This is a genomic window from Lysinibacillus composti (genome assembly GCF_016908465.1).
Classification (GTDB): Bacteria; Bacillota; Bacilli; order Bacillales_A; family Planococcaceae; genus Ureibacillus; species Ureibacillus composti_A.
The window spans coordinates 579,934-604,049 of sequence record NZ_JAFBDY010000001.1 but is presented as its reverse complement, the minus strand read 5'-3'; the positions used below and the strand labels follow the sequence as shown (position 1 = coordinate 604,049).

Here is a 24,116-nt window from a genome sequence, read left to right as displayed (position 1 = left end):
GAACGTTAATATAAGGATAGTTGGACAACTTACACTTCATCCCTATTTAACATACACTGTAACGATTAACTCTGGTAGATAAGGAGTTTTGCCCATGTATGTTGTTACTTTTTTTGAGAAAAATACGTTTTACTTAAGTCAATTGCTAAAAAAAGTTCCTCAAAAAGATGAAGCCATAAAAATTAAAGGTCGAAAAGGAACCGTTTTAAATGTTGAACAGATTGATGAAAAAAATATTCATGTCCGTGTCGAGTTAGAAAAAGTCGTTAAATTCCAACCTATGTTAAAAGATGATAAAAAAAGAAGACGATAACCTATAAGGCTGTAACAAAATTAAAACACCATTTTCTCAAGGAGAATGGTGTTTTCTATTTGGACTTGATTTGCGTTCCAGGGATGCCTTTAGTCATTAATTGATTAAGACACACTGCTAAGCATCATTTCATTTATCCGTTCATTTAATGCACTTACGATAACATCTGAACTTCCAAAATAATCACATATAATATATTCACAAGTACTTTTCTCTCTAGATTTCTCAATGTTTTTTTGAATTCCTTTCATTAATAACCCTGTAAATAAAAAGTACGGTAAAATAAAGACTTGATCTACTTCCTCATCTATCTTATTCACAACTTCGGTGAAATAAGGTTCACAACCAGTTAAAAAACAAGTCTCAACAGAATGATGGATCTTGGATTCAAGTGCCACTGCAATCGTACCTAAATCACGCTTCACATCTACATCTGTTGATCCCCGTCCAACAATTAAAACCTTCGAACGCGCTGTTACTTGCTTGCCTGTCTCTTTTATTCGCACAGCTAATAAGTCTACTAAACTTGTCTGCACACCGATAGGGTTGCCAAACTTTAATTCTACAAAGGCATACTCCTTCAACGCTTCTTCTAATTCTATTGGAATATCATGTTTCGCATGTGCTGCTGACAACAAAAGAACAGGAATTGCATGTATTTTCGTTGCTCCACGTTCTACACACATTTTTATAGCTTGGGTGATCGTCGGTTCAGCTAGTTCTAAAAAACAATGTACTTGAATTGGCTCAGTGCGTAATTTTTTACATTTCTCCACAAACGAAATTGCCTCATCGCACGCTTCTTTTAAACGACTTCCGTGACAAATATATAAGACAGCATCCATTTACATACCACCAACCGCAAGTAAATCTTGGCTATTTTCAAACCAACTTAAACTCTCACTTAATCGAACAACTTCACCTACAACAATCATGCTTGGATTTTTTACTTGTTCACGTTGTGCGGCTGCATAAATGGTCTCCAATGTAGCAATTACAGTGCGCTGTTTAGACGTAGTACCGTAATGAATCAAGGCGACTGGTGTGTCTTTACTTTTTCCATGTTGCATTAATTGTTCTGTAATGTAAGATAAATTCTTCATACCCATATAAATTGCGAGAGTATCAACACCTTTAGCTAACGCATCCCAATTTGTATGGTCTTTCTCCCCTTCTTTATGATGTCCTGTGACCATTGCAAAAGAGGAACTAAATTCACGGTGAGTGACTGGGATCCCCGCATACGCTGGAGAAGCGATACCAGATGTAATCCCTGGTATAATTTCAAAAGGCACACCCGCAACCTGACAGGCCATTGCTTCTTCACCTCCTCGTCCAAAGATGAACGGGTCACCGCCTTTTAAACGCGTGACTATTTTCCCTTGTTTTGCATACTTGACTAATTCTAAATTAATCGTATTTTGCTGCATAGAATGACAGTTTGGTAGTTTTCCACAAGAAATAAGCTGAGTGCCTTCCTTTGCATACTTTAATAATTCCTTATTTACCAAGCGATCGTATAGGATAACATCTGCTTGTTCAATACACTTCAAACCTTTCACAGTTATTAAATCAATATCTCCTGGTCCTGCTCCAACTATATATACAATCCCCATTTAGATTCCCCTCGCTTCACTCGCCTTATCTGCACTTTTGACAGATAAAATGTTAAGTTTTTTCTTTGGTTCTGTATGATAAGTCACATATAACGCAATACCCGTAAAGATCAACGCACCAAGTATATTCCCTAAAATTACAGGTAGTTGATTCCATAACCACCAATCAGCTACAGTTACATTCGCGCCAAGCAGCATACCAGCTGGAATTACAAACATATTAACAACAGCATGTTCAAAGCCTTGTGCAAAGAAAATTAAAATCGGTAACCACATTGCTACAATTTTTCCGATTGTCGATGTTGCTGTCATCGCCATAACAGCACCTAGCGAAACCATCCAGTTACATAGAATTGCTTTGACAATGACCACAACTAAACCTTTTCCACCTAACGCTTGATAAGCAAGTGTTTTTGCTTCTGCAACTTTTACAATCTTCTCTGCTACTGCATTGTCTGTAATGGTACCAAAATGTGTGACCGCAACTACAAATAATACAGCATATATTATGCCACCAATTAAGTGACCCACAATGACCCAAAACCAGTTATTCAACATGTTTTTCACTGTTGCTTTTTTCTCTAATACAGCTAATGGAATTAATGCAAAATTTCCTGTTACTAATTCAAGTCCTAATAAAATAATAATGACAAATGAAGTTGGAAAAAGGATCGCTCCTACAATCCCAAGTTTCGTTTGAATCTCAGCCGTAAATGCTAGCGTAGTCGCAAACCCTAATAACGCACCTGATAAAAGCCCACGAATGACTAAATCTTTTGTTGAGAGCTTTGCTTTTTCTGCCCCCACTTGAATCATATTTTTTACAACTTCTTTCGGTTTTACATACGACATTCCTTGTCCCCCTTAAATTACAAATAAGAAAAGGGCGCATGATTTAAGATAGAGCGCCCATTAAATTTGTTATTTCAACAAAATAAATACGTCATTTCCATTAACTTCAACATCATAAGTTTTCACACAACCATGATCAGGTTCTTGAACTTTGCCATCTGTTACATCGATTTTCCAATCATGCATCGGACAAAATACATATTGACCACTTACCATCCCTTCAACCAGTACTCCACCTTTATGTGGACAACGATTTTCTATCGCATAAAACTCACCATTTTTCAATCGAAATAAGGCAATTTCTAACTCTCCTATACGGAGTGTTTTTCCGAAATCCTTTGCTATATCTTCCACTTGTAAAACTTTAATACGCTCTGCAATTCGTTCCATCCTTATCCCTCCAATTTGGAAATTAATGTACTTCTACTTTCTCAAACAACTCGTTTCGTAGTTTTGGACTATTAATAATTTTTTTCCAAGGCTCATCATGAACGGTTAACGCAACATTTAATCGTTCATTTAACTCTCTTCGTTGTTTCGGATCATCAATAACCACTTTAATGTTTTCAAATCCTATACGCTCTAGCCACTTCGACGTGCGTTCCATGTAAATACCTGTTTCACGATAATATTGGAAATAGGCAGAAGCATATTCGATTACTTCTTCAGCAGTACTCACTTTGCCCAGTAAATCTGCAGAACGTAGATGCGTCCCACCATTACCACCAACATACATTTCCCAAGCTCCATCAACGCCGACAATTCCAAAATCTTTAATGCCTGATTCAGCGCAGTTACGAGGACAAGCAGATACTCCCATTTTAAATTTATGTGGTGTACCGACGCGTTCTAGTCGTTTCTCTAACGCAATTCCTAGACCAATTGAATCCTGTGTACCAAAACGACAAAAGCTTTCACCGACACAAGTTTTTACTGTACGAAGTGTTTTACCGTATGCGTAACCTGAAGGCATATCAAGCTCCTCCCACACTTTCGGTAAATCTTCCTTTTCAATTCCAAAGATATCGATTCGTTGCCCACCTGTAACTTTCAAAAGTTTAGCATTATATTTTTCAGCTACATCAGCAATTTTCCGAAGCTGATCTGGACTTGTCACCCCACCATACATTCGAGGTACAACACCGAACGATCCATCTTTTTGAATATTGGCATGCAAACGTTCGTTTACATAACGCGATTCATTTTCATCTTCATATTCAGTTGGATAAACCATCCCTAAATAATAGTTCAAAGCGGGACGGCATTTAGAACAACCATCAGATGTATTCCAGTTTAGGACGTTCATCACTTCACGGGTATGCATTAACCCTTTTTCTTTGATTGCTTCAACAACCTCATCACGAGATAAAGTGGTACAACTACACATTGTTTCTTTTTGTGCACTAGCGTCAAAACTGTCTCCAAGTGTTAATTCAAGTAAATCTGACACCATCGATTTACATCCGCCACATGAACGCCCCGCGCTTGTACATCCCTTAATTTGATTGACAGTAGTACAACCTTGCTCATGGATGGCTTGTACAATTGCCCCTTTTGAAACTCCATTACAGCCACAAACCAATTCGTCTGCTGCCATAGATGCTACGAGATTCTCACCTGAATCCCCACCAATTGGTTGTAGGATACTTATCTTTGCAGTATCTGAAATATCTGCTTGTTTCTTGATTAACGAAAATAAACGATTCCCCTCTTGACTATCACCAAACAGTACAGCGCCAACCAATTGATTGTTACGGAAAACTAATTTTTTATAGATTCCATCTTGTTCATCTAATACTTTAAGGGCTTTTTTATCGTCACCTTCGATAAATTCACCAGCAGAAAATACTTCCACACCAGATACTTTAAGTTGAGTAAAAGTAACGGATCCTTCATAAGGAGTTGTTTCAACATTACAAATCTTTTTCGCTAGTATTTTAGCTTGTTCAAAGAGTGGAGCGACTAATCCATAGGTAATATGGTTATGTTCCACACACTCCCCAACAGCATAAATATGAGGAATGTTCGTTTCTAAATAGTCGCTAACAATGATTCCACGATTCACCCATAGCCCTGTACTTTGCGCCAGTTCTACATTTGGTCGTATTCCAACTGCCATCACGACTAAATCACATTCTAACTCCTCGCCATCAGAGAAACATAAACGCTCTACTCTTTCACCACCTAATATTTCAGTTGTATTCTTTTCTAAAAGGAAACGCATGCCCTGTTTTTCCAGCTCTTCTTTTAATAACTCTGCTGCAGTGGCATCCAATTGACGGTCCATTAGACTCTTACCTAGGTGAATTACAGACACTTGCATTCCTAAATTTAGTAGCCCTCGTGCCGCCTCTAATCCTAGTAAGCCACCACCAATAACAGCGGCCTTTTTATAAGTTTTCGAAGCCTTAAGCATTTCATCCGTATCTTTTATATCACGGAATGTCGTAACACCTTCTTTATCTACTCCAGCAATTGGAAGAATAAAAGGCTGTGATCCTGTTGCAAGTATCAGCTCATCATATGAGATTACTGTCCCCGCATTTGTTGTAACTGTTTGATCAGCAGTACAAATATGTTCAACCTTTTCATTGGTGATCAAGCGAATACCATTTTCCTCATACCAAGACCAATCGTTTATTGTAATATCTTCTACCGTCGTATCTCCTTGCAGAACTTTTGATAATAAAATTCGGTTATAATTTGGGTGAGGCTCTTCTCCGATAATTGTAATCTCAAACTTCTCTTTGGAGATTTTAAGAATTTCTTCAATTGTTTTAACCCCCGCCATACCATTTCCAATAAGTACTAGTCTATTTTTTTTCATAGGAACTCCCCCTTGTTCAACTCAAAAAAAATCAATGCTTTTTTGAATTTACTGAAAATTCAAACCTCATGTAAGATAATATCACATGAATTTAATTTGTAAAACATTGTTTTTTCCTAAAATAGGAAGAAAACGTTTACAACGTAATATTTTGTTACAAAAATCAATCTAATTATTCTTTTTTTTAAAATTAGGCGTAAATTTAATGTTATATCTTTTAACATTAGTTGTTTATTTCGAATTAATTTCTGGTAATATAAGTAATAACATTAAATTAGAGGAGGATTTTTATGGGAGGATTAACTAATCGGCGAGTTGCATTACTTGGTACAAGAAAAATAGAAGAGCAAACTACAATTATTCAACATTTAGGTGGGACTGCTGTGCATCGTCCTGCACAAGGAACTATTTACTTTGATGCACAATATATTGGTGACGAAATTAAAAAGATTATAGATGGACAATTCCAATGGATTATTTTCACAACAAGTATAGGAATCGAGAAACTTTTTCAAATTGCAGAGGAAATGTGGATTGATCGAGAGTTGCTTCTTGCATTAAAAAAGATGAACATCGTAGCACGTGGTTATAAAACAATTAACGCTTTAAAAAAACGCGAACTTAAGGCAATTGTTAGAGATGATGATGGAAGTATTGAAGGATTAATTCGCTCTTTAAAACCTTACCACTTAAAAAATCAACATATTGCAGTACAATTGTACGGAGAACCATCCCCATTACTAATTGATTGGTTATCTGAACAACAAACAACAATTCAAGAGATTTTGCCTTATCAACACATCCCACCTAAACAAGAAACTTTAACGCAATTACTAGAAGAAGTATTATCACAAAAAGTGGATGCACTTAGCTTTACAAGCACATCACAAGTTCGTTATTTATTTAACTTTGCTGAAGAATTAAATCAAAAAGATGTTCTTCTTGATGCACTAGAAACCAAGACAATAGCACTAGCTGTGGGGAAAGTTACTGGTAAAGCCCTTCAAGATGTAGGAGTAAAACGGATGCTCATCCCTCATGACGAACGTATTGGCAGTGCTCTAATGACGTTAAGTCAATATTATAAACAGCAAAGTCCGTACATTGTATCTTAAAATTTTAAACCACTTAAAAATATTTTAAAGCCTAAGATTCACGGTTTCTTGAATTTTAGGCTTTTCACATAAAAAAACGAACCCCAATAAGGGCTCGTCATTTAATTTCATCTTCATCTTTCTTTGCGTCTCTTTTAATTTGTTCTAACTCTGCAAAATCTACTTCTTCCGCTACTTCTGTTTGGTAATTGTAATTATTCCTCATTAATAGACGATCTCGTTCAACATCAGTTGTATCAGCCTCATCTACTACAGGTTCTTCCTCTGTACGCATGAATAAGAGTGGTAAACAAACTAATCCACTAAAACCTACTAGTGAATAAATAATTCTTGAAATAAGACTATCTTGACCGCCAAATATAGTTGCCACTAAATCGAAATTAAATAATCCGATTAACCCCCAGTTAATCGCACCGATAATCGCAAGTGTAAGTGCAATTCTAGTTAATGTACTCAAAATTGTGTTCCTCCTAAGTAAAAAATTATAAATACTAATTCTTCAAAATTGGTTGAGAATTAGCTTTAGAATTTACAATTAACCAGAAATTATTCAAAAAATACTTACGAATTAATATGTAAACTGCATCAAATTTTCATTTTAGGGATGAATTAATCAGAATACCTGACATATTGTAGTAATGTTTCACTATTCGAACAAAAATATGTTCGCGCATTTGATATGAGAAGGGATGAATACATGCTTGTTAAGCAAAGATATGTAGACAAAAAAGATGTTGTCTGGTGTAAAGAAACTGATTCTTTATCTGAGGTACTCGACAAACTAAATGAATCAGGATATCGATGCATCCCAATTCTCGATGAAGCTGGAGAGAGATTTATTGGAAATGCTTATCGCGTGACCATTTTAGAACATCTAATTATCGATTTTAATCAAGATGTGGCAATTAGCGCACTTTTATTAGATAAAGAGGGTACGATTGCAGAGGAAAGTTCCTTTTTTGAAGTATTCTTCTCGATTAAACGTCTACCATATTTAGCAGTTGTCAATAAAGAAGGTCAATTCTCAGGAATCTTAACGCATTCTAAAGTAATTGAGCTTTTAGAGGAGGCATGGGGTTATAAAACCGGTAGCTGCGCCTTAACAATTTCCTTACCAGATGCAGAAGGAATTTTAGCAAAAACTTTAACACTTATTAAGAAAAAATGGCCTGTACATTGTGTTTTCTCCCTTGATGACAGCGGTTGGTACTTGAGAAGAATCATTGTAACCCTAGCAAAAGGCGCTACCCAATCAACTGTAAAAGAAATTGAAAGTGTTCTATATAAAGTTGGAGCGCGACTAATTGATGTTGAAGTGTTCAACAAAGAATCTTTTAATAAATAGTGCAATAAATGCGACCAGAGTTTCGAACTCCGGTCGCATCAGGTATGCTAACATAAATTCAAAAGTTATTTCAAATTCATCTCATAAATTTTGCGGTCATTTAAAGATTGTACTGGTCGATGATTGTTTGGGAAGATATTCTTGAACAGTTGTATTTGTTCTTTGGACATTTGGATTGGTTTTTCTAAAACAAACCACCCAACACCCTCTGTACAAGGTGGAGTTGTTAATGAACCAACATATTGGAAACCACTTTTATCTTCAGGTATTAGGTTTTGTAACTGGATCGAATCCTCTACTAAGATTTCTTCATTATGATGTTTAGGTAAAATTGACCATATAGGTGCAAGTTCAGTATTTGTTCGCCCCTCTTCGATAAACAATCCTATAACTGCCAGTTCTCCTTTTTCATCTTCATGTATTAGATGTGCTTCCATATCATAATTTTTACCATTTAGTTGATGTTCACTTGGCTGATGGAAATGCATTTCTACTAAATTAAAGCTTTTATCACCAACCGTCAAAGATTGACCTTCTGGTTTTACATTTGCTTGAATGGTATGCCCGTTATTTAGAATGGCAATTGTTGCGTTATGATATTGTAATTGTATTTCCGAAATGCTTGATTGCTGTTCAATATTAGTCACGTCAATATTTATTGGAGATTGCGCCTCTCCTCTTTCACAAGCTTCATAAGCTGCATCAACCGGCTCCCACTGATTAGGATTTTTTTCACCTTCATATGTCCAATATACTTCGTGATCAGACAATTCATCTTGTTTACTATTTTCATTAAACGAATTCAAGTAAACATATACAATGAGTGAAATAACTAATGATGATGCCATCGTTGCCAAAAGAAAACTCCTTGTCATCCCTTTTCTCCTTTACTACAGTTTTTCTTACTTATAAAATAGCCAGACATAATTCAACATTATTCAACTCGTTCATAAAATACTTTAGGATATTTAAAAAACATTAACTAATTTGCACATTTACTGTGCATACTACTTAAATAAGTAAGTGTTTCCACATATTAATTTTGAGAAAAGGAGGTATGGCCATGATTCATTTTTTTAAAGCAGCATTAGGAATAATCATCTTCATTTTAGGTTTTTATATGTTAAATACAAAAAATTTCGAGTTGAATTTCATTACATTTGCTCTATTAGGCATCTTAATGATTTTAACTGCTTCTACTGAATTTCAAAAAGATCAAAAATCTGTTTTCGGGTATTTCTTTACTGGCGGTGCCGTGTTAATTTTATATTTTTCACTTATTAATGTGTACCATTTGTAAACCACTACAATAAAACGCAAAGAAGGCTTGCCACAAAAAGCAAGCCCACTATTTCCTATATATTTTCATTATACTGTTCATTGATTTCATTGAGCGTATTATTATAAGTATCATTAATTTGTTGTAATCTGGCATTGTAAATATCATTTGTTTCCTTCAGTATGGCATTGTAAAAACCTTTAACATCTTGATAAACCAGGTTATATACATCACTATCTAATTGGTATTGTTGATTTAAATCAATAATCACTTGAATTGCATGTCGATCAAACGCAATTAAATCGTTAATAGTTTCTCTGTGCAACTCTATTAATTTATTTTTATCTTCTTGCAATTGATTAATAGCCTCACCTGTATTTTGTCTATGCCAATCAATCCACTGTGATATTGATTGATTTGACTCCTGGAATTCTTGATCTAACTGTTGCTGATTACGAGCTGTAATATAACGACCTTCTGCATTTTTAGCTATTTGTTCAAGTGCTTTTGCATCTTCATTCTTTACTGCTAAGCCAATAACATTAATAATTGGCTCGATATCAGTAGCTGCTAATGTCTTAGCTACTTCTGCTGGATTACCATCACAAGTTTCTTTTCCATCTGACACTAAGTAAATGACATTTGTAGAATTCTCTGCATTCTCATTAGCTAGTTTTTCTCCAACTTGTTTTAGCGATGCGCCCATAGATGTCCAACCACTCGGTACAATCCCATTTACTTTTGAAGTAAATTCTCCAGCATTATACACTCCTAAAGGATAAACTTCCTCAATACCCGAACAAGAAAGCTGTTTATCTGCTTCGGATCCCGTTCCCTTATGACCATAAATAGTTAATGAAACATTTGCCTTTTCCGGGAGGTTCGATGCAAATTCACGAATCGACTCTTTAGCAATATCCATTAACGTTTTGCCATCTTGAATATTCTTCATTGAACCTGACGCATCAAGTATAATGGCTACATTAACATTTTCTTTAACCTCACGACCATTTAATTTTATATTGGATTTTTCTTCAACTTCCCCTAAATTAATTTTCCCACGAGGAGTAAATGTTGTCATAGAAGGAAAATCTGGAAAATAAGTTTCAGTAACAAAACGCTTTATCAAGTCTGCTTGTTGTTTTTTATCTTTCCCCTCAAGTAATGAGCCTAAATGGGCAACTGCCGCTTCCTTGTCCTCTGAAAAGAGTTCTGCTTCTTCAGCATTTCCCCACCATTTTCCCTTAATCATGTTCTCTGAATCGGCTAGCGTAGATGGAAATTCAAAACTTACATCATTTGCTTTAAAAGCTTCTGGCCAAAGTTTCTCTTCACCTTCTGTTTGTTTTTCAACACTTTCAGATTGTTCATCCTTTTCTTGTTCTTCCGCTGTTACTCCAATTACCGCATCTCCTTTTTCCACCTCTTTTCCTTCATCTGTTTTTTCGTCATTGCTACATCCTGTTAATATTATAAATAGGAAGCACATGCTTAAAATCATACGTTTCAAATAAATCACACCTTTTCTAGTTATCCATCTATAATTCTAATCTTTCTTTCCTCATTCTTTAAATAGATGAATAGACATAAAATGCTTCATAAGAAACGTTACCTTTCCACTATTAGGAAATAAAAAAAAACAGGTATAACGTTTTAAACGTTCACCTGTTTCAACATTAAATCTCGGTTGGCTTTATTACATTCATATAGTTACGAATCATTGAATCCGTCATCTCTCCAGTAATAATCTTGATAATTTCACCTTTCGGATTAATTAAAAATGTAGTAGGTAATGGATTAATATTATAGGCGGTCATGACACTTTTTTGTTTGTCGATTACGACTGGAAACGTTAAACTTTTGCGTTCGATATAATGTTGAACAGCAAAATCTGATTCAGCAATATTAACTGCTAATACTTGAATTCCATCATTTTGGTATTCTTGATAATATCGATCGATAATTGGAAACTCTCGTTCACATGGTTTACACCACGTTCCCCAGAAGTTTAAGAAGACACCCTGTCCTTTATATTCAGAAAGTCTATGGGTTTGTCCATTCATATCTACTAATTCAAAATCAGGTGCGCTGTCCCCTTCCTGCAACACTTTCACCTTTTCTTTTGTTAGTGAAGAATAAACCGTAAAAACTATGGCTACAAACAAAATCACTAATATTACAGATCGAATAAGACGACGCTGTTTCTTCTTTTCCATTCCTCTCACTTCCTTCAAACACATTTCCATTAATTATTTCTTTTTGCAAAGTAAGATCATCATCACCGTGATGAATGTAAATGCAACGAACGCTAAAAACGGAATTGTAATAAAACCAAGCCAATTAATATATTGACCTGAACATGGAACCCCATTAGTGCACGTACTGAACTCATGTAAAGATGGAATTTTTTGTAGGGCATAATGATAGCCTGAAATCACTATCCCTATGACAGACAATGGTAGAATATATTTGAAAATATCTCGGTCATTGCGATAAAATGCAATCCCCAGGAATATTACTAGAGGGTACATAAGAATACGCTGATACCAGCAAAGTGTACATGGAATAAAACCCATTTTCTCACTAAAGAATAGACTCCCTGTCATAGCTATAATAGATACAATCCACGCTGATAATAAAGGTTTATTGACCATTTGCTTTTTCATCTACCATTTCAATTAAGTCCGCAATTGTTTGTCCAGTAAACTCTTCTCCCCCAATATAAACAGTAGGCGTTGAGTTAACCCCAAGATTATTCCCTATATTTAAATCTAGCTCCAAAGCTTCTTTCCCTTTTCCTTCAGAAAATGCTTTACCTACTTGTTCTGTTTCTTCTGGTGTGGATACTTTTGCTAATACTGACTTTAAGAATTCCTCAGACATCAAATTTTCTTGACCTGCTTCATTGGTTTGGTTTTCAAATAAGAGATGGTGAAATTTCCAAAACATTTCATTTCCAAGTTCTTGATAAACCGTTTCCGCGAATTGTGCAGAAATCGTCGAATCAGGTGCTATAAACGCATAATTCATAAAATAGAATTTAGCATATCCTTTATCTACTAATTCTTCTTTGATTATTGGATAGATCGCATTATTGAAATCTCCACAATGAGGACATTTGTAGTCTCCAAATTCCACAATTTCAACTGGTGCAGACTCTACTCCAATAAATGGTTGACCATCATAATTAATCTCTGCTGATTTTGAAGAAGTATTTGTTAACAAAATGATCCCAATGACACAAACAGCTATTACTCCTACAATCCAAAATATTTTCTTTGACAAATTAAACACTCCTTTTAACACTACACTTTGTAGTGTGAATGGGTAAAAAATTTACGCAAAAGCGTAAATAAAAAAAGCACAGATAATTGTAAAAATGGCTGTTGATACAAAAGCTTCTTTTAAAGGTATTTTCCACTGTATATCTGTTAACGGATTTAATAGATATTCAATCCGATAGTTCAAAGATGTATCGGCAAATGATACATAAGCAAATGGCATTTTTATTGGCCTTCCTACTTTCAACATTTTCAATAGCGCACTACCTAAATTCACAGTCGTCTCTTGTTTTTTTATTGCGAATTCATCTGCTAATACTTCCTGAATGATACGATATTGCTGGGTAAACCATTTTAAAATCGGTATGTACCACATGGTTGAAGCACAAAGGGAAAGTATAAATATTTTTAATGGGTCACGGTTTTCCAAATGGTAGTATTCATGTGAAATGACAGCCTTTAATTCTTCTTCAGTTAATAAATTGATTAACGCTGTTGAGAGAACGATTTTGGGGCGAATGAATCCCATAGTAATCGCAATCGTAGCAGGGTATGAAACTACCAACAAACGTTCTTGTTCATTTCGATATTTTTCATTTAGTTCAGTCGTGAATCTATGATCTTTATAAGAATGAAATTTATGATTCAAACGTAGTGAATGAAATAATTGGGTGCTAATCTTCAAGAATATAAAAGCCATCGTGTAAATAACTAATAAATCGAGAATGAACTGTAGTGAAGATAAACCAATGGATTTTAATAAACTATGACATGCAATCACTAAGTTAAACTTGACATTCCAATCAAATAATATAGAGACGAAGTATAATGCCATTTGAATAAAAAGCGTCCCAGAAATAATAAGCGGCAATATAAAAGTAATTGTTGAATGACGTTTAGACATACTTTAATGGTCCTTTTTCTTCAATTCTTCAATTTTTTGTTCTAGTTTTGCAACTAAGTCTTCATCGACATCTTCTAATGCATCTAACATATGACTGACCACGACATTTCCAAACTCGTCCATCAATTCTTGAGTCATCTCTTTCGATTGTTCATTCAAAAATGCATTTCTAGTTTGCACTGGATGGTAAAGCGATCCTCTACCTTCTGCTCGTTTTTGAAGTATACCCTTGTCAACAAGGCGGTTCATTACGGTCATCACTGTATTAAAATTCGTTGTTTTTTCCTGATCAAGCACATGTTGTACATCTTTAATGCTCATCTCTTTAGAAGCATTCCATAAGATATCCATAATCTTTGCTTCAAGTGGTCCAAAAAAGCGATTCAATCCGCTTTCTTTCATCTTAAACTTTCGAATTAACACAATATTCACCTCACATTACACATTGTAGTGTTTGCCTGCAAACGAGTCAAGAAGATTATCTCAAACTCAGAGTAATAAATCTTAATAGAATTTAAGTTATGTAGATAAGAAAAAGCACCCATTAAAAAGTAATGAGTGCTTGAATTCTATTTTCTTATAATTTAATTGTCCAACCGAATGTATCTTCAATTGTTCCGTTTTGGATACCTGTTAATGTATCATATAACATTTGTGAAACTTCACCAATTTCTCCATTGTTAATGATCATTTTTTCATCACGCCATTTTAATTCGCCAACTGGTGAAATAACTGCTGCAGTACCAGTTCCGAACGCTTCTTCTAAAGTACCATTTTGATAAGCTTCCACTACTTCATCGATTGAAATAAGGCGCTCTTCAACTGGAATATTTTTAGATTTTAACACTTGAATCATAGAATCACGTGTAATCCCCGGTAAAATACTTCCATTTAAAGCAGGTGTAATCACTGTACCATTAATTTTGAAGAAGATATTCATGCTCCCTACTTCCTCAATATAGCGGTTTTCTTTTCCATCTAACCATAAAGTTTGAGCATATCCTTCACGGTCAGCAATTTCTTGACCTTTTAACGCACTTGCGTAGTTACCACCAGTTTTTGCTTCACCAGTACCACCTACAACCGCACGAACAAATTGTTGTTCAACCATAATTTTCACCGGATTAATTCCACCTTTATAGTAAGAACCAGACGGTGACATAATGATCATAAATAAGTAGTTTTTCGCAGGGTGAACACCTAAATGTGGCTCAGTTGCGATAATAAATGGACGAACATAAAGCGATGTTCCAGGTGCATTAGGAATCCATTCACGATCGATAGTTACTAATTTCTTTAACCCTTCTAAAGCAAGTTCTTCATCAATTGCAGGAATCACTAAACGATCATTTGAATTATTTAAACGATTAAAGTTACGATCCGGGCGGAATAATAACGTTTCATTATTAACTGTAAGATAAGCTTTTAACCCTTCAAATACTGATTGACCATAATGGAATACCATTGATGAAGGCTCTAGAGAAAGTGGTTGATAAGGAATGATGCGTGGGTCATGCCAACCTTGCCCCTCTGTGTAATCCATAATAAACATATGATCAGTAAAAACTTGACCAAACCCAAGTTGATCTACTGCTGGTTTTTCTTTTGGATTTGTTGTTAATTCAATTTTGATTTCTGACATCTTCATGGCCTCCATATAGCAATAGTTGAAAATTCTGAAAAAGGCAACTATTAACTTTAACAATTATTTTCTTACATCATATCATACATTTTTGAACTAAAAAACATCATATTTATATAACATTCTGAATATTTTGTTGTTTCCTCCATAACTATCTCGAAAGTGATAGAATCTTATATTTATTGATTAAAATTTTCTATTTAATTTTATTATGTAATTTTATTACAATAATTTTATACAACAATTTTTCATAAGCAGATGTAAATAAAAAGGCTATTTTCTTAATGAAAACGGCCCGCAAAAATTATCCTGAATATATAAAATAATTATTGAACATAAAACCATTATGATTCATTCTTTGACTATATGCCAAGAGGAAAAGCAAACATAATTCTACACCACCATGATACTTACTGAAGATTTCCTTTTTTTATTTTTACGTAAGTAATTTCATCTCCCTGATTCAGTTAACAGTTACCTTCTTATATCAACTTGGTAGTTAATTACAAAAAAAGTGTAGATAAAGTCATCCTTGACCTTACCTACACTCTCTAGGCAATTCTTAGTTTTCACATTTTAGAAGCTTACTTTTTTATCAGTAAGTACTTCTAGGGCGTCTTTAACGTCTTTAGCAAATTTCACTGGATGATCAATTTTTACAAAATGAATGTACATTAATCTTGGATCTTCAAATAACCAATGATTATGGAATGCCGTAACGAAAATATTATGTTTACGAAGTTTAGTTAGAAATGGATTTAGCTCTTCTTGTAGTATGACGGTTTCTCCACTACACAGTGCTGTTCCATCTTTCGATAAAGATTCAAAAACAAACATTTGCGGTATTGTAAGGAAGGATCTACTTTTTCTCTCTAAAATGCGTGTTTTTATATTCAATCTTGAATCCATCACAGTACAAACACCGTCTTCAAATGTATGCATGCCTCCAAGAATTTTATGGAATTCTTCGCAAATTTCTTCGGCGTGTTTAGGTGTCCATACTTTCCGAACGCCACCAATGTTTCTAGTTGTTAATACTCTTAGTGCTTTTCTAACTTTTCGAGCAAACGCCAGAGGTTCATCAATAGATTCGAAATGGATATATAAAAGACGTGGGTTTTCAAACAACCAGTGATTGTGTAAGGCTGTGACAATAATATCGTGATCTCTTAAAACAGAAATAAAAGGATTAACCTCGTCTTCTAGGATCACAGTTTCTCCAAGACAAAGTGCCTTCCCGTGCCTATCAATATTCTCAAATGAAAACGCTTGAGGAACAAACATGAATGATTCAGCGGGACGCCCTAATACGATTGGTTTAATATTTGTCCGTGAACGTGTTGCTGTGCAAACGCCATTAATAACAGAAGGAGTCGCATCTAAAATTCTTGCAAACTCCTGACATAGTTCACTTGGTTGATTATGATCCATTTCCATATCTTGCATTAACACCTTTCCCTTTCCAAAGAAATTTTCAAATCATTTTAAAATATTCATTGGAATAGAAAAGATAAGGGTAATAGCGGATAAGTCATTAAAAAAGGAAGCACCTATGCTTCCTAAGTATTTTATTTCAAATAAAACAGTCCACCACTCACAATCTCCATTTTAATTCGTGGTGTATAGCGTTCTTCAATGGCCTTAACTTCAATTTCATAGCGTTCTGGTTTTTCTTTTTCATCTTCATAGAAATAGTCGAGAACATGTATTTCTTTTTTCCATCGAGTTCTTGCTTCTTCCGCCCATGAATGATCATCTTGTTGAATAATTCGCTCAATCGATTCTTCCAATCGTTCCATTGCTCGCTTCGGCTTAACAATAATAGGCAAGCAAAAAACAGTTCTAGGCATGTCTTCCACAAGTTCTACCCCCATGAGTCGATCATGGAAATTGTCCTCAATTGTCCCTGTTACTAAATTAATTCCATATGAAAAAATCATTTCTTTTGTTCGGTCACATTGATACGAAATTTTATAATTCATACCTAACCATGGGACTAAATTATAATCTTCAACATTTTCATACATTTTGACCATCGAACCAAGCTCATGATTCGCTTTAAAAATTTGATTCAATCTTGGTGAGCCAAAGTGAATAACCTCACCCCAAATCCCTTCGTCTAATGCATCTCGATTCGTAATGAGCGTAATTTGCGATGGATTTGGTTCACCGCCTGTCGCTTCTATATATTGCCAATAGAATGGACGGTTCATAATTTTCTTATCAATATCATTAGTTAATTGGACAGATAGAAAGTTCGGTTGATTTTTTAAAATTTCACAATCTGTTTCTCTGAAAAAAGACTCTAAATATTGATGGATCTGTTGAGCATACAATTGGATTCCTCCTCTGATCACAATAAAGCTAGTTTACATTTGACCAATCGAACGATTTTTAGACTAAAAAATATAGTTTGCAAAGCCACTAAATCATTCATTACGCTCTCTTTGTTAAAATATCATCCAATTCACCAACAACTTTTTCAAAAACATTAATTTTATCATTCAATAAATTTAATATATTGTCTTCAATTGTATTTTTAATAGCTAAATTGTAAATTTGGACATCATGTTCTTGACCCAAACGATGTACACGCCCAATTCTTTGTTCAAGCTTCATTGGATTCCATGGCAAATCATAGTTAATGACATGATGACAGAATTGAAGGTTGATCCCTTCACCACCGGATTCAGTCGCAATCAGTACCTGTGCCCGGTCTTTAAACAATTGCTGCATCCAATCTTTTTTGTTTTTACTAAACTTCCCGTTAAAGAGAACACTCGTAATCCCTTTTGTGTGCAAATACCATTGAAGGTAAGCCTGTGTTGAACGATATTCTGTAAAGATAATAACTTTATCGTCACCTGCATTTTGCACAATTTCATATGTTTTTTCAGCCTTTGCATTAATTTGTAAAGCTGCTAATTTATTAATAATTTCATCGATATATGCAACTTCTTCTGGATTTACAACTTTTTGTTTCATCTTTTCTAAAGTTAAATACGTAGCTTCTTTACTACTACACATTTCTTTTTGTAAAGTAATCATTGAGAAGGAACCAGAAAATACAGATGATATATTTTTTAGTTCACAAAGCATGTCATAGACTTGTCGTTCTTCTTCAGTAAAATCAATTTGGAAAGTTTCTACCTGGCGACTCGTCCAATCAAAGCCAGTATCGTTTCGTCGATTACGAATCATCACCTTATTTACAAGTTCTTTTAGAAATTCCTCTTGTTCAAAACTTCTCTTCTTTGCAGAAAAGGCGGTTTGGAAAGCTTCGTAATTCCCTAGGTGACCAGGTTTTAATAAGGACACAAGATAAAAGATCTCAAAAATATCGTTTTGGATCGGTGTAGCCGTTAATAATAGACAAAATTTCTTTTTTATACTTTGGACAAATTCATAAATTTGTGTTTTGTGATTTTTTAATTTATGTGCCTCATCGATAATAATCATGTCGTAGTCCTGTTCAATAATTTGCTCCCGATGTGGACTTTTCTTAGCCGTATCCATACTCATCACAACAACGTCATATTGGTCAATTGCTACTTTCTTTTTGTATCCAATAGCCGGTATATAAAATTTCTTATTCAATTCGTCTACCCATTGTTTCAGAAGTGATGCAGGCACAAGGATTAACGCCTTTTTTACTAATCCACGAATGAGATATTCTTTTAACACTAGTCCAGCTTCAATTGTTTTACCAAGACCTACCTCATCAGCTAAAATCGCTTTCCCGTGCATTTCTTCTATAACTGTTTGAGCGACCTCTAATTGATGGTCAAGTATATTTAAATCCTTTAAAAATTTTGGTGCTTGTAACCCTGAAAATTCAGTGATTAGTTTTGACTTTTGCACTTCAGCGTTCATTTGATAAAGTGTAAAGCGGTCCCACGGTCCATCATTTTCCAATCGTTCTAAGAAATTATCTTTCCATGTTGACGACTTTTCAATAATCATGATGACACCTCACAGGTTTTTAAATCTTATATTGTCCAAAATTCAAATTCCTATTATAAATTACTAGTATCAAAATTTACCATTTTATTACCGAAATCAATTTCATGTTTACTAAGAGCATATGTCCACTTGAGAAAAATGTTTATTCTTTGTCATTTTTCTCATCTTATAAAAACAAAGAAATTACATTTGAAAAGACTTTTTCATTATATTTAGTTTGCCCAATAAAAATATGATTACCAATTCCTTTTAACAACAAAAAAGAGCTCACGTTAACCATGAACTCTTTTTACTCTATATAGAATTTACTAATCTCTTCACTTCAAGATAGTGTAAACGTAAATCTTCTTTTTCTAGAATTTTAAACAAATATCCTTCATGTTCAATTGCGTTCTGTTCATTTAGCTCCATATCTTTTGTAAAGTACCAACCACCAATCGTATCAACATCGAGTTGTTCAAATGGGATCTTTAAAAACTTGGCTAAATCATCTAATAACACTTTTGCATGAATAATATAATGTCCTTCTTGCACTTTACGAACTTCTGCAACTTCATCATCATCAAATTCATCACGAATTTCTCCTACTAATTCCTCTAAAATATCCTCAACAGTTACTAGACCCGAAGTTCCGCCATATTCATCTAATAATATAGCAAGATGCGTTCGTTCTTTTTGCATTTTAGTAAATAAGACTTGGATTGGAGTAGAGTCAATTGTTTTTATTACTGGATTAGTAAAGTCACGAATTTTAAATGTTTCTGATGTCACTCGGTTATTTAGCCCTTGAGTTAAAAAGTCTTTAATATTCAGGAATCCTATAATATTATCTCGATCCTCAATAAAGACTGGGTAACGAGTATAACGTTCCTCAGAAATAGTTGTTAATACTTCATTAAATGACGCATTTATTTCGAATCCCACAATTTGTGTTCGTGGCACCATAATTTCACGAGCAATTCGGTCATCGAATTCAAATACATTATTAACATATTTTAGTTCGTTTTGGTTGATCTCACCATTTTCAAAACTTTCTGTCAACAACAAACGTAACTCTTCCTCAGTGTGTGAAAGTTCATGCTCAGAAGCTGGCTTCATTCCAAATATTCCGACTAATAATCGTGCAGATCCATTTAAAAACCAAATGAACGGATATAATACTTTATAAAACACCATAATCGGTTTTGCGAATAGTAAGCTAATCTTTTCAGCCTTTTGAATCGCTGCAGTTTTTGGAGCTAATTCACCAACAACTACATGTAAAAATGTAGCAATAATAAAGGCTGCTGCAATTGTGAAGAAGTGTATATAATTTGTAGGTATTCCGATAACATCAAACATCGGATGAAGGATAAACTCAAATGTCGACTCACCTACCATACCGATTCCAAGCGCAGTTACCGTAATCCCCAACTGACAAGCTGATAAATATTCATCTAAATGCGTCGTTACGTGTTTGGCAGCAAGCGCCCCTTTCTTTTCTTCAGCAACCAATTGATCAATTCGAGATGATCGCACCTTTACAATCGCAAATTCAGTTGCTACAAAAAAGCCGGTTAAAGCAAGTAGAAGAATAAAAATCGATAAATTTAATATGGTCAATCAAGCGCCTTACTTTGTAAAAGTAAGACGTTCACCTCCTAGGTAATAAGTAATATTAACGATTTCATTAAAGCAGCACTTTCATTTGATATCTTATTTTTTATGAATTCTTTTGATGTTTTTTCTTGTCGTTCAATTTGTTTTAGTAATTGAGATACTTCATTTTCTAACGTTTGCATATGCAAGCGAATTTCTTGAATGTCAATTCCTTCGCACTCAATTTTCTTGTGAAATTCCTTTTTGATATCCTCTAAAGTCATTCCTTGAGCTTTCATATCTTCTATGGTTTGTAGTCTTGTAATTACATCAGAGGAATAATAACGATAATTTGAGGCTGAGCGTTCGGCATCTAAAAGTCCAATATTTGTGTAGTAATCAATTGTACGTTTTGTAATTCCTGTTCTTTCTGCCACTTCACCAATTCTTAGTTTCTCGATCCCATCATTATTCCCTCCCAACTGTAACGTATTACTTCTATATTATTATAGTACATCAAAAAAAATCAAATATTCGAGATAAATATATTCTTATGTTCATATTTTCATTTATTTTCTATGCTTTAGAGGCAATCCCTATTCTGCAGTTAAAACAAGTATCGTAAATTAACACGTGATGGTTTTATCTCGCTGGACATTCCTACATAAAAAAACACGAACGATTATTATGGTACGTTCGTGCTTTCTTGTTCTTCAATTTGATTATTTAGCGTGATTTCTGATTCCTTAACATGATCAATAAACACCCAGTGATGTAAGCATGCTTGAAAATGACGCATCAACAAACCTAAAATTTTCCCAATGAAATAAGCTGCAATAAGCGTGCCAATTCCAACTGCTCCAAATGAATGATTAAATATTAAACAAATAGCGCCTGCAACAAAAACATTTAACAAATCACTCGTAATTTTCGCTTTACTGAATTTTAATTTAAATCGTTCACTAATTACATAAGTTAACGCATCGTAAGGCATTAATGGAAACTTCGCCGTAAAATAACCGAGTAATCCAATTGCAACGACAAACAAACTTACTATTAAAAATACAATTCGCATAAAAATTGTCTCTGGAGTTGGGAATAATTGAATAAGGAATAATGTGGCGTCCATAAAGAAGCCAAATAATAGTAAAATAATCAATTGTATAGAAAATTCTTTTACATCAAGTCTTTTGGATAGTATGATTTGCACAATAACAAATAGAATATTAGCAACAATTGTCATTAACCCAACTGAAAAACTAGATGCTAAAGAAAGAGCATAGGCGAGTGATGATACAGGTGAAACACCAAATGCAGCTTGAATAGAGAAACTAACTCCTAACGATAGAAAAAATAAACCGAACAAGTATAATAAAATTCGCTTTATCGTGACATTCATATGATTATTTTTCATATAACTCTTCTTTCCAATTAAGTATTTGTGAAACATTGTAATAAAGCAGTGAGTTAAACTTCACTCACTGCTAGTTCTTCCTCTGCCACTCTCTTTACACGTTCCACAAATTCAATCACTACATGATCATTACCAAATAACAACATCATTTTTGAAAAGAACCGCAAAGGACGATTTGTCGCTGTATATAGTAATGTAGTAGTGGTTTCATTAACTTTCTTCAGTTCATAATAAGCCGTTATTTCAAACATTTTCGCTAATGTAAATCCTATTTTAAGCTTTTTTAGGTCAGGTGTATTTTCGTATTCTAATGTCTCTACATCGTATTCTTGAACACGTTTTCCTTCCCGATAAGCCTGACGAAAGACACTACCTACTTTATTCTCCGTTACTTTTACAGGTTCATTCTTATCCACTTGTGGCATGATCTTTTGCATATCCTCTAAAGTTCCATCGAAATATTTCCAAACGTGATCAATAGGTGCATTAATTACTATTTCTTTCGTCCATATATTCATTACAAAACTCCCTTGTTCTTGTTTTTATTAGCTACAATTTTCTTTTATTCTTTATATAAATAAATTCCCCTAATTAAGAAGGAATCCTTGTGGAATAACAAAAATTAATAAAACATTAAATACTTAAAATCAATTTCAATTATTATTTACAAAAAAAAACAGCGAATAAAGCCATTTCATTCTACACACAATACTTTTTGTGGAGGTGAATGAGACAATGGCTAAACGAAACAACAACAACAACAATAACAACAATAATAACAATAACAACAACCGTGAAGAGTTCGCAGTTGACCAAGACTTCAATCAAGTACGTCAACAAAACCAAAAAGAAAACAACAACCAACAACGTAATAATAACCGTAAAAAATAATTACTAAAAAAACTTTTTATGTAGAGGAGAGCTTAAAAATGGCTAAAAACAACAATAATAATCAAAATCGCAACAACAACAACAACAACAACAACAACAACAACCGTGAAGAGTTTGCAGTTGATCAAGACTTTAACCAAGCTCGCCAACAAAACCAAAAAGAAAACAATAACCAACGCAACAACAACCGTAATAACAATCGTTAATAGATTCCCCCCTTTGGTATAGGCTTAGCCTATACCTTTATTTTTATAAAAAAAATATTGAAAAAAGGAAGTCTAATTCAATCACTTTCTCCTACTCCAAAGGATATGTGTTGCAGCTGTGTTGGATCCTCAATACAATACATAGTAGTAGCATGTTCAACTATTTATATCTCAATTATTTTAATAATCCCCTCAAGTTAGAATTTATTATATATATTTCATATATTTCACAATAAGCTAATTAAATATAGTTATTATTGATAATAATATTAAAAGATATTGATGATATTGATTTTTATAAATCACTTTTTATAATATAAACTAGGTGAAAAGATATGGAATTAACAAATAAAGAGCTTGCTAATTTATATACAAAGGTAAAAAAGCAAAAAAAGTATTATAAAGAAAAACATAGACAATCTTTGTATGATCTGAATAAATACCTAGAATACAAAGAATGCTTAGCCTTAATTAAGTTAGAAATGAAACGGCGCGGTTTAAAGAAAAAAGAAGCAAAAAAACTTTGTAATTTTTAGCTTCCACACATACTTATTAAAGTTTCGTTTAAGAATAAAACCTCCAATACTGAGCACATTAGACTCTAGGAGGTGATTTTTGGTGAGCAAAAATAATAAAAAGACGTTGAATGAAAGAACTCATAACCCTTTTGAGACTTATAAACACTTACATCAAAATACGACAAGCCATTCAGATAACCCAGAAGACAATACAGCGGAAATTGCAGAGGAATTTGACTCAAAAATTAAAAACAAAAATAATGCAACAAATCATGATAAGAATCAACAATCAAATAAAAATAGATAAATTATTAATGGCGAGAAATAAAGCTCGCCATTTTTGTTTGTTCCCAAAAAAATAGACTATACTCC

General features: G+C 33.9%; 29 protein-coding genes. 8 read left to right on the top strand and 21 right to left on the bottom strand.

Translation table 11 applies throughout. The features are described from left to right. Window positions 1–94 precede the first annotated feature (94 nt). On the top strand, window positions 95–313 hold the full coding sequence (locus tag JOD29_RS02985) for a hypothetical protein (RefSeq protein ID WP_124761550.1): 219 nt from the start codon (window positions 95–97) through the stop codon (window positions 311–313). 104 nt (window positions 314–417) lie between these two features. Here JOD29_RS02985 and JOD29_RS02980 read toward each other — a convergent pair whose 3' ends face one another. The 5 genes from JOD29_RS02980 to nirB form a co-directional block, all read right to left on the bottom strand. Continuing rightward, complete coding sequence (locus JOD29_RS02980) at window positions 418–1,158, bottom strand: sirohydrochlorin chelatase (protein ID WP_124761551.1); 741 nt, start codon at window positions 1,156–1,158, stop codon at window positions 418–420. Next, window positions 1,159–1,929 (bottom strand): uroporphyrinogen-III C-methyltransferase, encoded by a 771-nt coding sequence (cobA, locus tag JOD29_RS02975; protein WP_124761553.1) that lies wholly within the window; start codon window positions 1,927–1,929, stop codon window positions 1,159–1,161. Further along, complete coding sequence (locus JOD29_RS02970; protein WP_124761555.1) at window positions 1,930–2,781, bottom strand: formate/nitrite transporter family protein; 852 nt, start codon at window positions 2,779–2,781, stop codon at window positions 1,930–1,932. 69 nt (window positions 2,782–2,850) lie between these two features. After that, the gene (gene nirD / locus JOD29_RS02965) at window positions 2,851–3,171 is read right to left on the bottom strand and encodes a nitrite reductase small subunit NirD (protein ID WP_124761557.1); all 321 of its coding nucleotides are present in this window, start codon (window positions 3,169–3,171) and stop codon (window positions 2,851–2,853) included. A 22-nt stretch (window positions 3,172–3,193) separates the two neighbouring features. Beyond that, a complete protein-coding gene (gene nirB / locus JOD29_RS02960) occupies window positions 3,194–5,608 on the bottom strand; it encodes a nitrite reductase large subunit NirB (RefSeq protein ID WP_124761559.1) in 2,415 nt (804 codons plus the stop codon). A gap of 290 nt (window positions 5,609–5,898) precedes the next feature. Between nirB and JOD29_RS02955 the strand changes: the two genes are divergently transcribed. After that, window positions 5,899–6,723, top strand: a complete 825-nt coding sequence (locus JOD29_RS02955) for a uroporphyrinogen-III synthase (protein WP_124761561.1) — start codon at window positions 5,899–5,901, stop codon at window positions 6,721–6,723. A gap of 97 nt (window positions 6,724–6,820) precedes the next feature. On the opposite strand, the gene JOD29_RS02950 is transcribed toward JOD29_RS02955, so the two are convergent. Next, complete coding sequence (locus JOD29_RS02950) at window positions 6,821–7,180, bottom strand: DUF378 domain-containing protein (RefSeq protein ID WP_124761563.1); 360 nt, start codon at window positions 7,178–7,180, stop codon at window positions 6,821–6,823. 240 nt (window positions 7,181–7,420) lie between these two features. Here JOD29_RS02950 and cbpA point away from each other — a divergent pair, with 240 nt between their 5' ends. After that, a complete protein-coding gene (gene cbpA / locus JOD29_RS02945) occupies window positions 7,421–8,068 on the top strand; it encodes a cyclic di-AMP binding protein CbpA (RefSeq protein ID WP_124761565.1) in 648 nt (215 codons plus the stop codon). Between the two features lie 65 nt (window positions 8,069–8,133). Here cbpA and JOD29_RS02940 read toward each other — a convergent pair whose 3' ends face one another. Further along, the gene (locus tag JOD29_RS02940) at window positions 8,134–8,943 is read right to left on the bottom strand and encodes a carbonic anhydrase (RefSeq protein WP_124761567.1); all 810 of its coding nucleotides are present in this window, start codon (window positions 8,941–8,943) and stop codon (window positions 8,134–8,136) included. Between the two features lie 188 nt (window positions 8,944–9,131). Here JOD29_RS02940 and JOD29_RS02935 point away from each other — a divergent pair, with 188 nt between their 5' ends. Further along, window positions 9,132–9,368 (top strand): hypothetical protein, encoded by a 237-nt coding sequence (locus JOD29_RS02935; protein WP_124761569.1) that lies wholly within the window; start codon window positions 9,132–9,134, stop codon window positions 9,366–9,368. 55 nt (window positions 9,369–9,423) lie between these two features. On the opposite strand, the gene JOD29_RS02930 is transcribed toward JOD29_RS02935, so the two are convergent. From JOD29_RS02930 to JOD29_RS02865, 14 genes are all read right to left on the bottom strand, one after another. After that, window positions 9,424–10,848 carry a vWA domain-containing protein gene (locus JOD29_RS02930; protein WP_239585550.1) on the bottom strand — a complete coding sequence of 475 codons (1,425 nt, stop codon included), beginning with the start codon at window positions 10,846–10,848 and terminating at the stop codon, window positions 9,424–9,426. A 175-nt stretch (window positions 10,849–11,023) separates the two neighbouring features. After that, complete coding sequence (gene resA, locus JOD29_RS02925; RefSeq protein ID WP_192894171.1) at window positions 11,024–11,563, bottom strand: thiol-disulfide oxidoreductase ResA; 540 nt, start codon at window positions 11,561–11,563, stop codon at window positions 11,024–11,026. Between the two features lie 33 nt (window positions 11,564–11,596). Next, window positions 11,597–12,013 carry a disulfide oxidoreductase gene (locus JOD29_RS02920; protein ID WP_239585522.1) on the bottom strand — a complete coding sequence of 139 codons (417 nt, stop codon included), beginning with the start codon at window positions 12,011–12,013 and terminating at the stop codon, window positions 11,597–11,599. Next, entirely contained in the window at window positions 11,991–12,632 is a 642-nt protein-coding gene (locus tag JOD29_RS02915; RefSeq protein ID WP_124761577.1) for a DsbA family protein, read from the bottom strand. Before JOD29_RS02915 ends, JOD29_RS02920 begins: the two co-directional genes overlap by 23 nt. 51 nt (window positions 12,633–12,683) lie before the next feature. Next, complete coding sequence (locus JOD29_RS02910) at window positions 12,684–13,532, bottom strand: M56 family metallopeptidase (RefSeq protein ID WP_124761579.1); 849 nt, start codon at window positions 13,530–13,532, stop codon at window positions 12,684–12,686. A 3-nt stretch (window positions 13,533–13,535) separates the two neighbouring features. Further along, window positions 13,536–13,955 carry a BlaI/MecI/CopY family transcriptional regulator gene (locus tag JOD29_RS02905; RefSeq protein WP_124761581.1) on the bottom strand — a complete coding sequence of 140 codons (420 nt, stop codon included), beginning with the start codon at window positions 13,953–13,955 and terminating at the stop codon, window positions 13,536–13,538. A 154-nt stretch (window positions 13,956–14,109) separates the two neighbouring features. Continuing rightward, window positions 14,110–15,174 carry a branched-chain amino acid aminotransferase gene (locus JOD29_RS02900; RefSeq protein WP_420844536.1) on the bottom strand — a complete coding sequence of 355 codons (1,065 nt, stop codon included), beginning with the start codon at window positions 15,172–15,174 and terminating at the stop codon, window positions 14,110–14,112. A 576-nt stretch (window positions 15,175–15,750) separates the two neighbouring features. Continuing rightward, on the bottom strand, window positions 15,751–16,611 hold the full coding sequence (locus JOD29_RS02895; protein WP_476738491.1) for an LppY/LpqO family protein: 861 nt from the start codon (window positions 16,609–16,611) through the stop codon (window positions 15,751–15,753). Window positions 16,612–16,742: 131 nt separating this feature from the next. Next, window positions 16,743–17,510 (bottom strand): YqhG family protein, encoded by a 768-nt coding sequence (locus tag JOD29_RS02890; protein WP_124761587.1) that lies wholly within the window; start codon window positions 17,508–17,510, stop codon window positions 16,743–16,745. Window positions 17,511–17,610: 100 nt separating this feature from the next. Continuing rightward, window positions 17,611–19,137 (bottom strand): DEAD/DEAH box helicase, encoded by a 1,527-nt coding sequence (locus JOD29_RS02885; protein WP_124761589.1) that lies wholly within the window; start codon window positions 19,135–19,137, stop codon window positions 17,611–17,613. A gap of 294 nt (window positions 19,138–19,431) precedes the next feature. Further along, on the bottom strand, window positions 19,432–20,739 hold the full coding sequence (locus JOD29_RS02880) for a hemolysin family protein (RefSeq protein ID WP_124761591.1): 1,308 nt from the start codon (window positions 20,737–20,739) through the stop codon (window positions 19,432–19,434). A 38-nt stretch (window positions 20,740–20,777) separates the two neighbouring features. Beyond that, window positions 20,778–21,197: a MerR family transcriptional regulator gene (locus JOD29_RS02875; RefSeq protein ID WP_124761593.1), complete on the bottom strand. Its 420-nt coding sequence runs from the start codon at window positions 21,195–21,197 to the stop codon at window positions 20,778–20,780. Between the two features lie 203 nt (window positions 21,198–21,400). Beyond that, window positions 21,401–22,129: a YczE/YyaS/YitT family protein gene (locus JOD29_RS02870; RefSeq protein ID WP_239585521.1), complete on the bottom strand. Its 729-nt coding sequence runs from the start codon at window positions 22,127–22,129 to the stop codon at window positions 21,401–21,403. Window positions 22,130–22,182: 53 nt separating this feature from the next. Next, window positions 22,183–22,647: an SRPBCC family protein gene (locus tag JOD29_RS02865; RefSeq protein ID WP_124761595.1), complete on the bottom strand. Its 465-nt coding sequence runs from the start codon at window positions 22,645–22,647 to the stop codon at window positions 22,183–22,185. A 217-nt stretch (window positions 22,648–22,864) separates the two neighbouring features. Between JOD29_RS02865 and JOD29_RS02860 the strand changes: the two genes are divergently transcribed. The 4 genes from JOD29_RS02860 to JOD29_RS02845 all read left to right on the top strand — a co-directional run bounded on the left by JOD29_RS02860 (window position 22,865) and on the right by JOD29_RS02845 (window position 24,051). After that, entirely contained in the window at window positions 22,865–23,020 is a 156-nt protein-coding gene (locus JOD29_RS02860; RefSeq protein WP_158610497.1) for a hypothetical protein, read from the top strand. A 38-nt stretch (window positions 23,021–23,058) separates the two neighbouring features. After that, the gene (locus tag JOD29_RS02855) at window positions 23,059–23,226 is read left to right on the top strand and encodes a hypothetical protein (RefSeq protein WP_192894172.1); all 168 of its coding nucleotides are present in this window, start codon (window positions 23,059–23,061) and stop codon (window positions 23,224–23,226) included. Between the two features lie 335 nt (window positions 23,227–23,561). Next, window positions 23,562–23,762, top strand: a complete 201-nt coding sequence (locus JOD29_RS02850) for a hypothetical protein (RefSeq protein ID WP_124761597.1) — start codon at window positions 23,562–23,564, stop codon at window positions 23,760–23,762. An 82-nt stretch (window positions 23,763–23,844) separates the two neighbouring features. Then, window positions 23,845–24,051: a hypothetical protein gene (locus tag JOD29_RS02845; RefSeq protein WP_124761599.1), complete on the top strand. Its 207-nt coding sequence runs from the start codon at window positions 23,845–23,847 to the stop codon at window positions 24,049–24,051. Window positions 24,052–24,116: the final 65 nt, after the last annotated feature.

Excerpts from the sequence above, each read along its gene's own strand:
- JOD29_RS02985 (WP_124761550.1), top strand. The coding sequence starts at position 95 with ATGTATGTTGTTACTTTTTTTGAGAAAAATACGTTTTACTTAAGTCAA.
- JOD29_RS02910 (WP_124761579.1), bottom strand. The coding sequence starts at position 13,532 with ATGTCTAAACGTCATTCAACAATTACTTTTATATTGCCGCTTATTATT.
- resA (WP_192894171.1), bottom strand. The coding sequence starts at position 11,563 with ATGGAAAAGAAGAAACAGCGTCGTCTTATTCGATCTGTAATATTAGTG.
- JOD29_RS02850 (WP_124761597.1), top strand. The coding sequence starts at position 23,562 with ATGGAATTAACAAATAAAGAGCTTGCTAATTTATATACAAAGGTAAAA.
- JOD29_RS02885 (WP_124761589.1), bottom strand. The coding sequence starts at position 19,137 with ATGATTATTGAAAAGTCGTCAACATGGAAAGATAATTTCTTAGAACGA.
- JOD29_RS02940 (WP_124761567.1), bottom strand. The coding sequence starts at position 8,943 with ATGACAAGGAGTTTTCTTTTGGCAACGATGGCATCATCATTAGTTATT.
- nirB (WP_124761559.1), bottom strand. The coding sequence starts at position 5,608 with ATGAAAAAAAATAGACTAGTACTTATTGGAAATGGTATGGCGGGGGTT.
- JOD29_RS02895 (WP_476738491.1), bottom strand. The coding sequence starts at position 16,611 with ATGGAAATGGATCATAATCAACCAAGTGAACTATGTCAGGAGTTTGCA.
- JOD29_RS02980 (WP_124761551.1), bottom strand. The coding sequence starts at position 1,158 with ATGGATGCTGTCTTATATATTTGTCACGGAAGTCGTTTAAAAGAAGCG.
- JOD29_RS02865 (WP_124761595.1), bottom strand. The coding sequence starts at position 22,647 with ATGAATATATGGACGAAAGAAATAGTAATTAATGCACCTATTGATCAC.
- JOD29_RS02920 (WP_239585522.1), bottom strand. The coding sequence starts at position 12,013 with ATGAAAAAGCAAATGGTCAATAAACCTTTATTATCAGCGTGGATTGTA.
- nirD (WP_124761557.1), bottom strand. The coding sequence starts at position 3,171 with ATGGAACGAATTGCAGAGCGTATTAAAGTTTTACAAGTGGAAGATATA.
- JOD29_RS02930 (WP_239585550.1), bottom strand. The coding sequence starts at position 10,848 with ATGATTTTAAGCATGTGCTTCCTATTTATAATATTAACAGGATGTAGC.
- JOD29_RS02970 (WP_124761555.1), bottom strand. The coding sequence starts at position 2,781 with ATGTCGTATGTAAAACCGAAAGAAGTTGTAAAAAATATGATTCAAGTG.
- JOD29_RS02870 (WP_239585521.1), bottom strand. The coding sequence starts at position 22,129 with ATGAAAAATAATCATATGAATGTCACGATAAAGCGAATTTTATTATAC.
- JOD29_RS02935 (WP_124761569.1), top strand. The coding sequence starts at position 9,132 with ATGATTCATTTTTTTAAAGCAGCATTAGGAATAATCATCTTCATTTTA.
- JOD29_RS02955 (WP_124761561.1), top strand. The coding sequence starts at position 5,899 with ATGGGAGGATTAACTAATCGGCGAGTTGCATTACTTGGTACAAGAAAA.
- cobA (WP_124761553.1), bottom strand. The coding sequence starts at position 1,929 with ATGGGGATTGTATATATAGTTGGAGCAGGACCAGGAGATATTGATTTA.
- JOD29_RS02900 (WP_420844536.1), bottom strand. The coding sequence starts at position 15,174 with ATGTCAGAAATCAAAATTGAATTAACAACAAATCCAAAAGAAAAACCA.
- cbpA (WP_124761565.1), top strand. The coding sequence starts at position 7,421 with ATGCTTGTTAAGCAAAGATATGTAGACAAAAAAGATGTTGTCTGGTGT.
- JOD29_RS02860 (WP_158610497.1), top strand. The coding sequence starts at position 22,865 with ATGGCTAAACGAAACAACAACAACAACAATAACAACAATAATAACAAT.
- JOD29_RS02855 (WP_192894172.1), top strand. The coding sequence starts at position 23,059 with ATGGCTAAAAACAACAATAATAATCAAAATCGCAACAACAACAACAAC.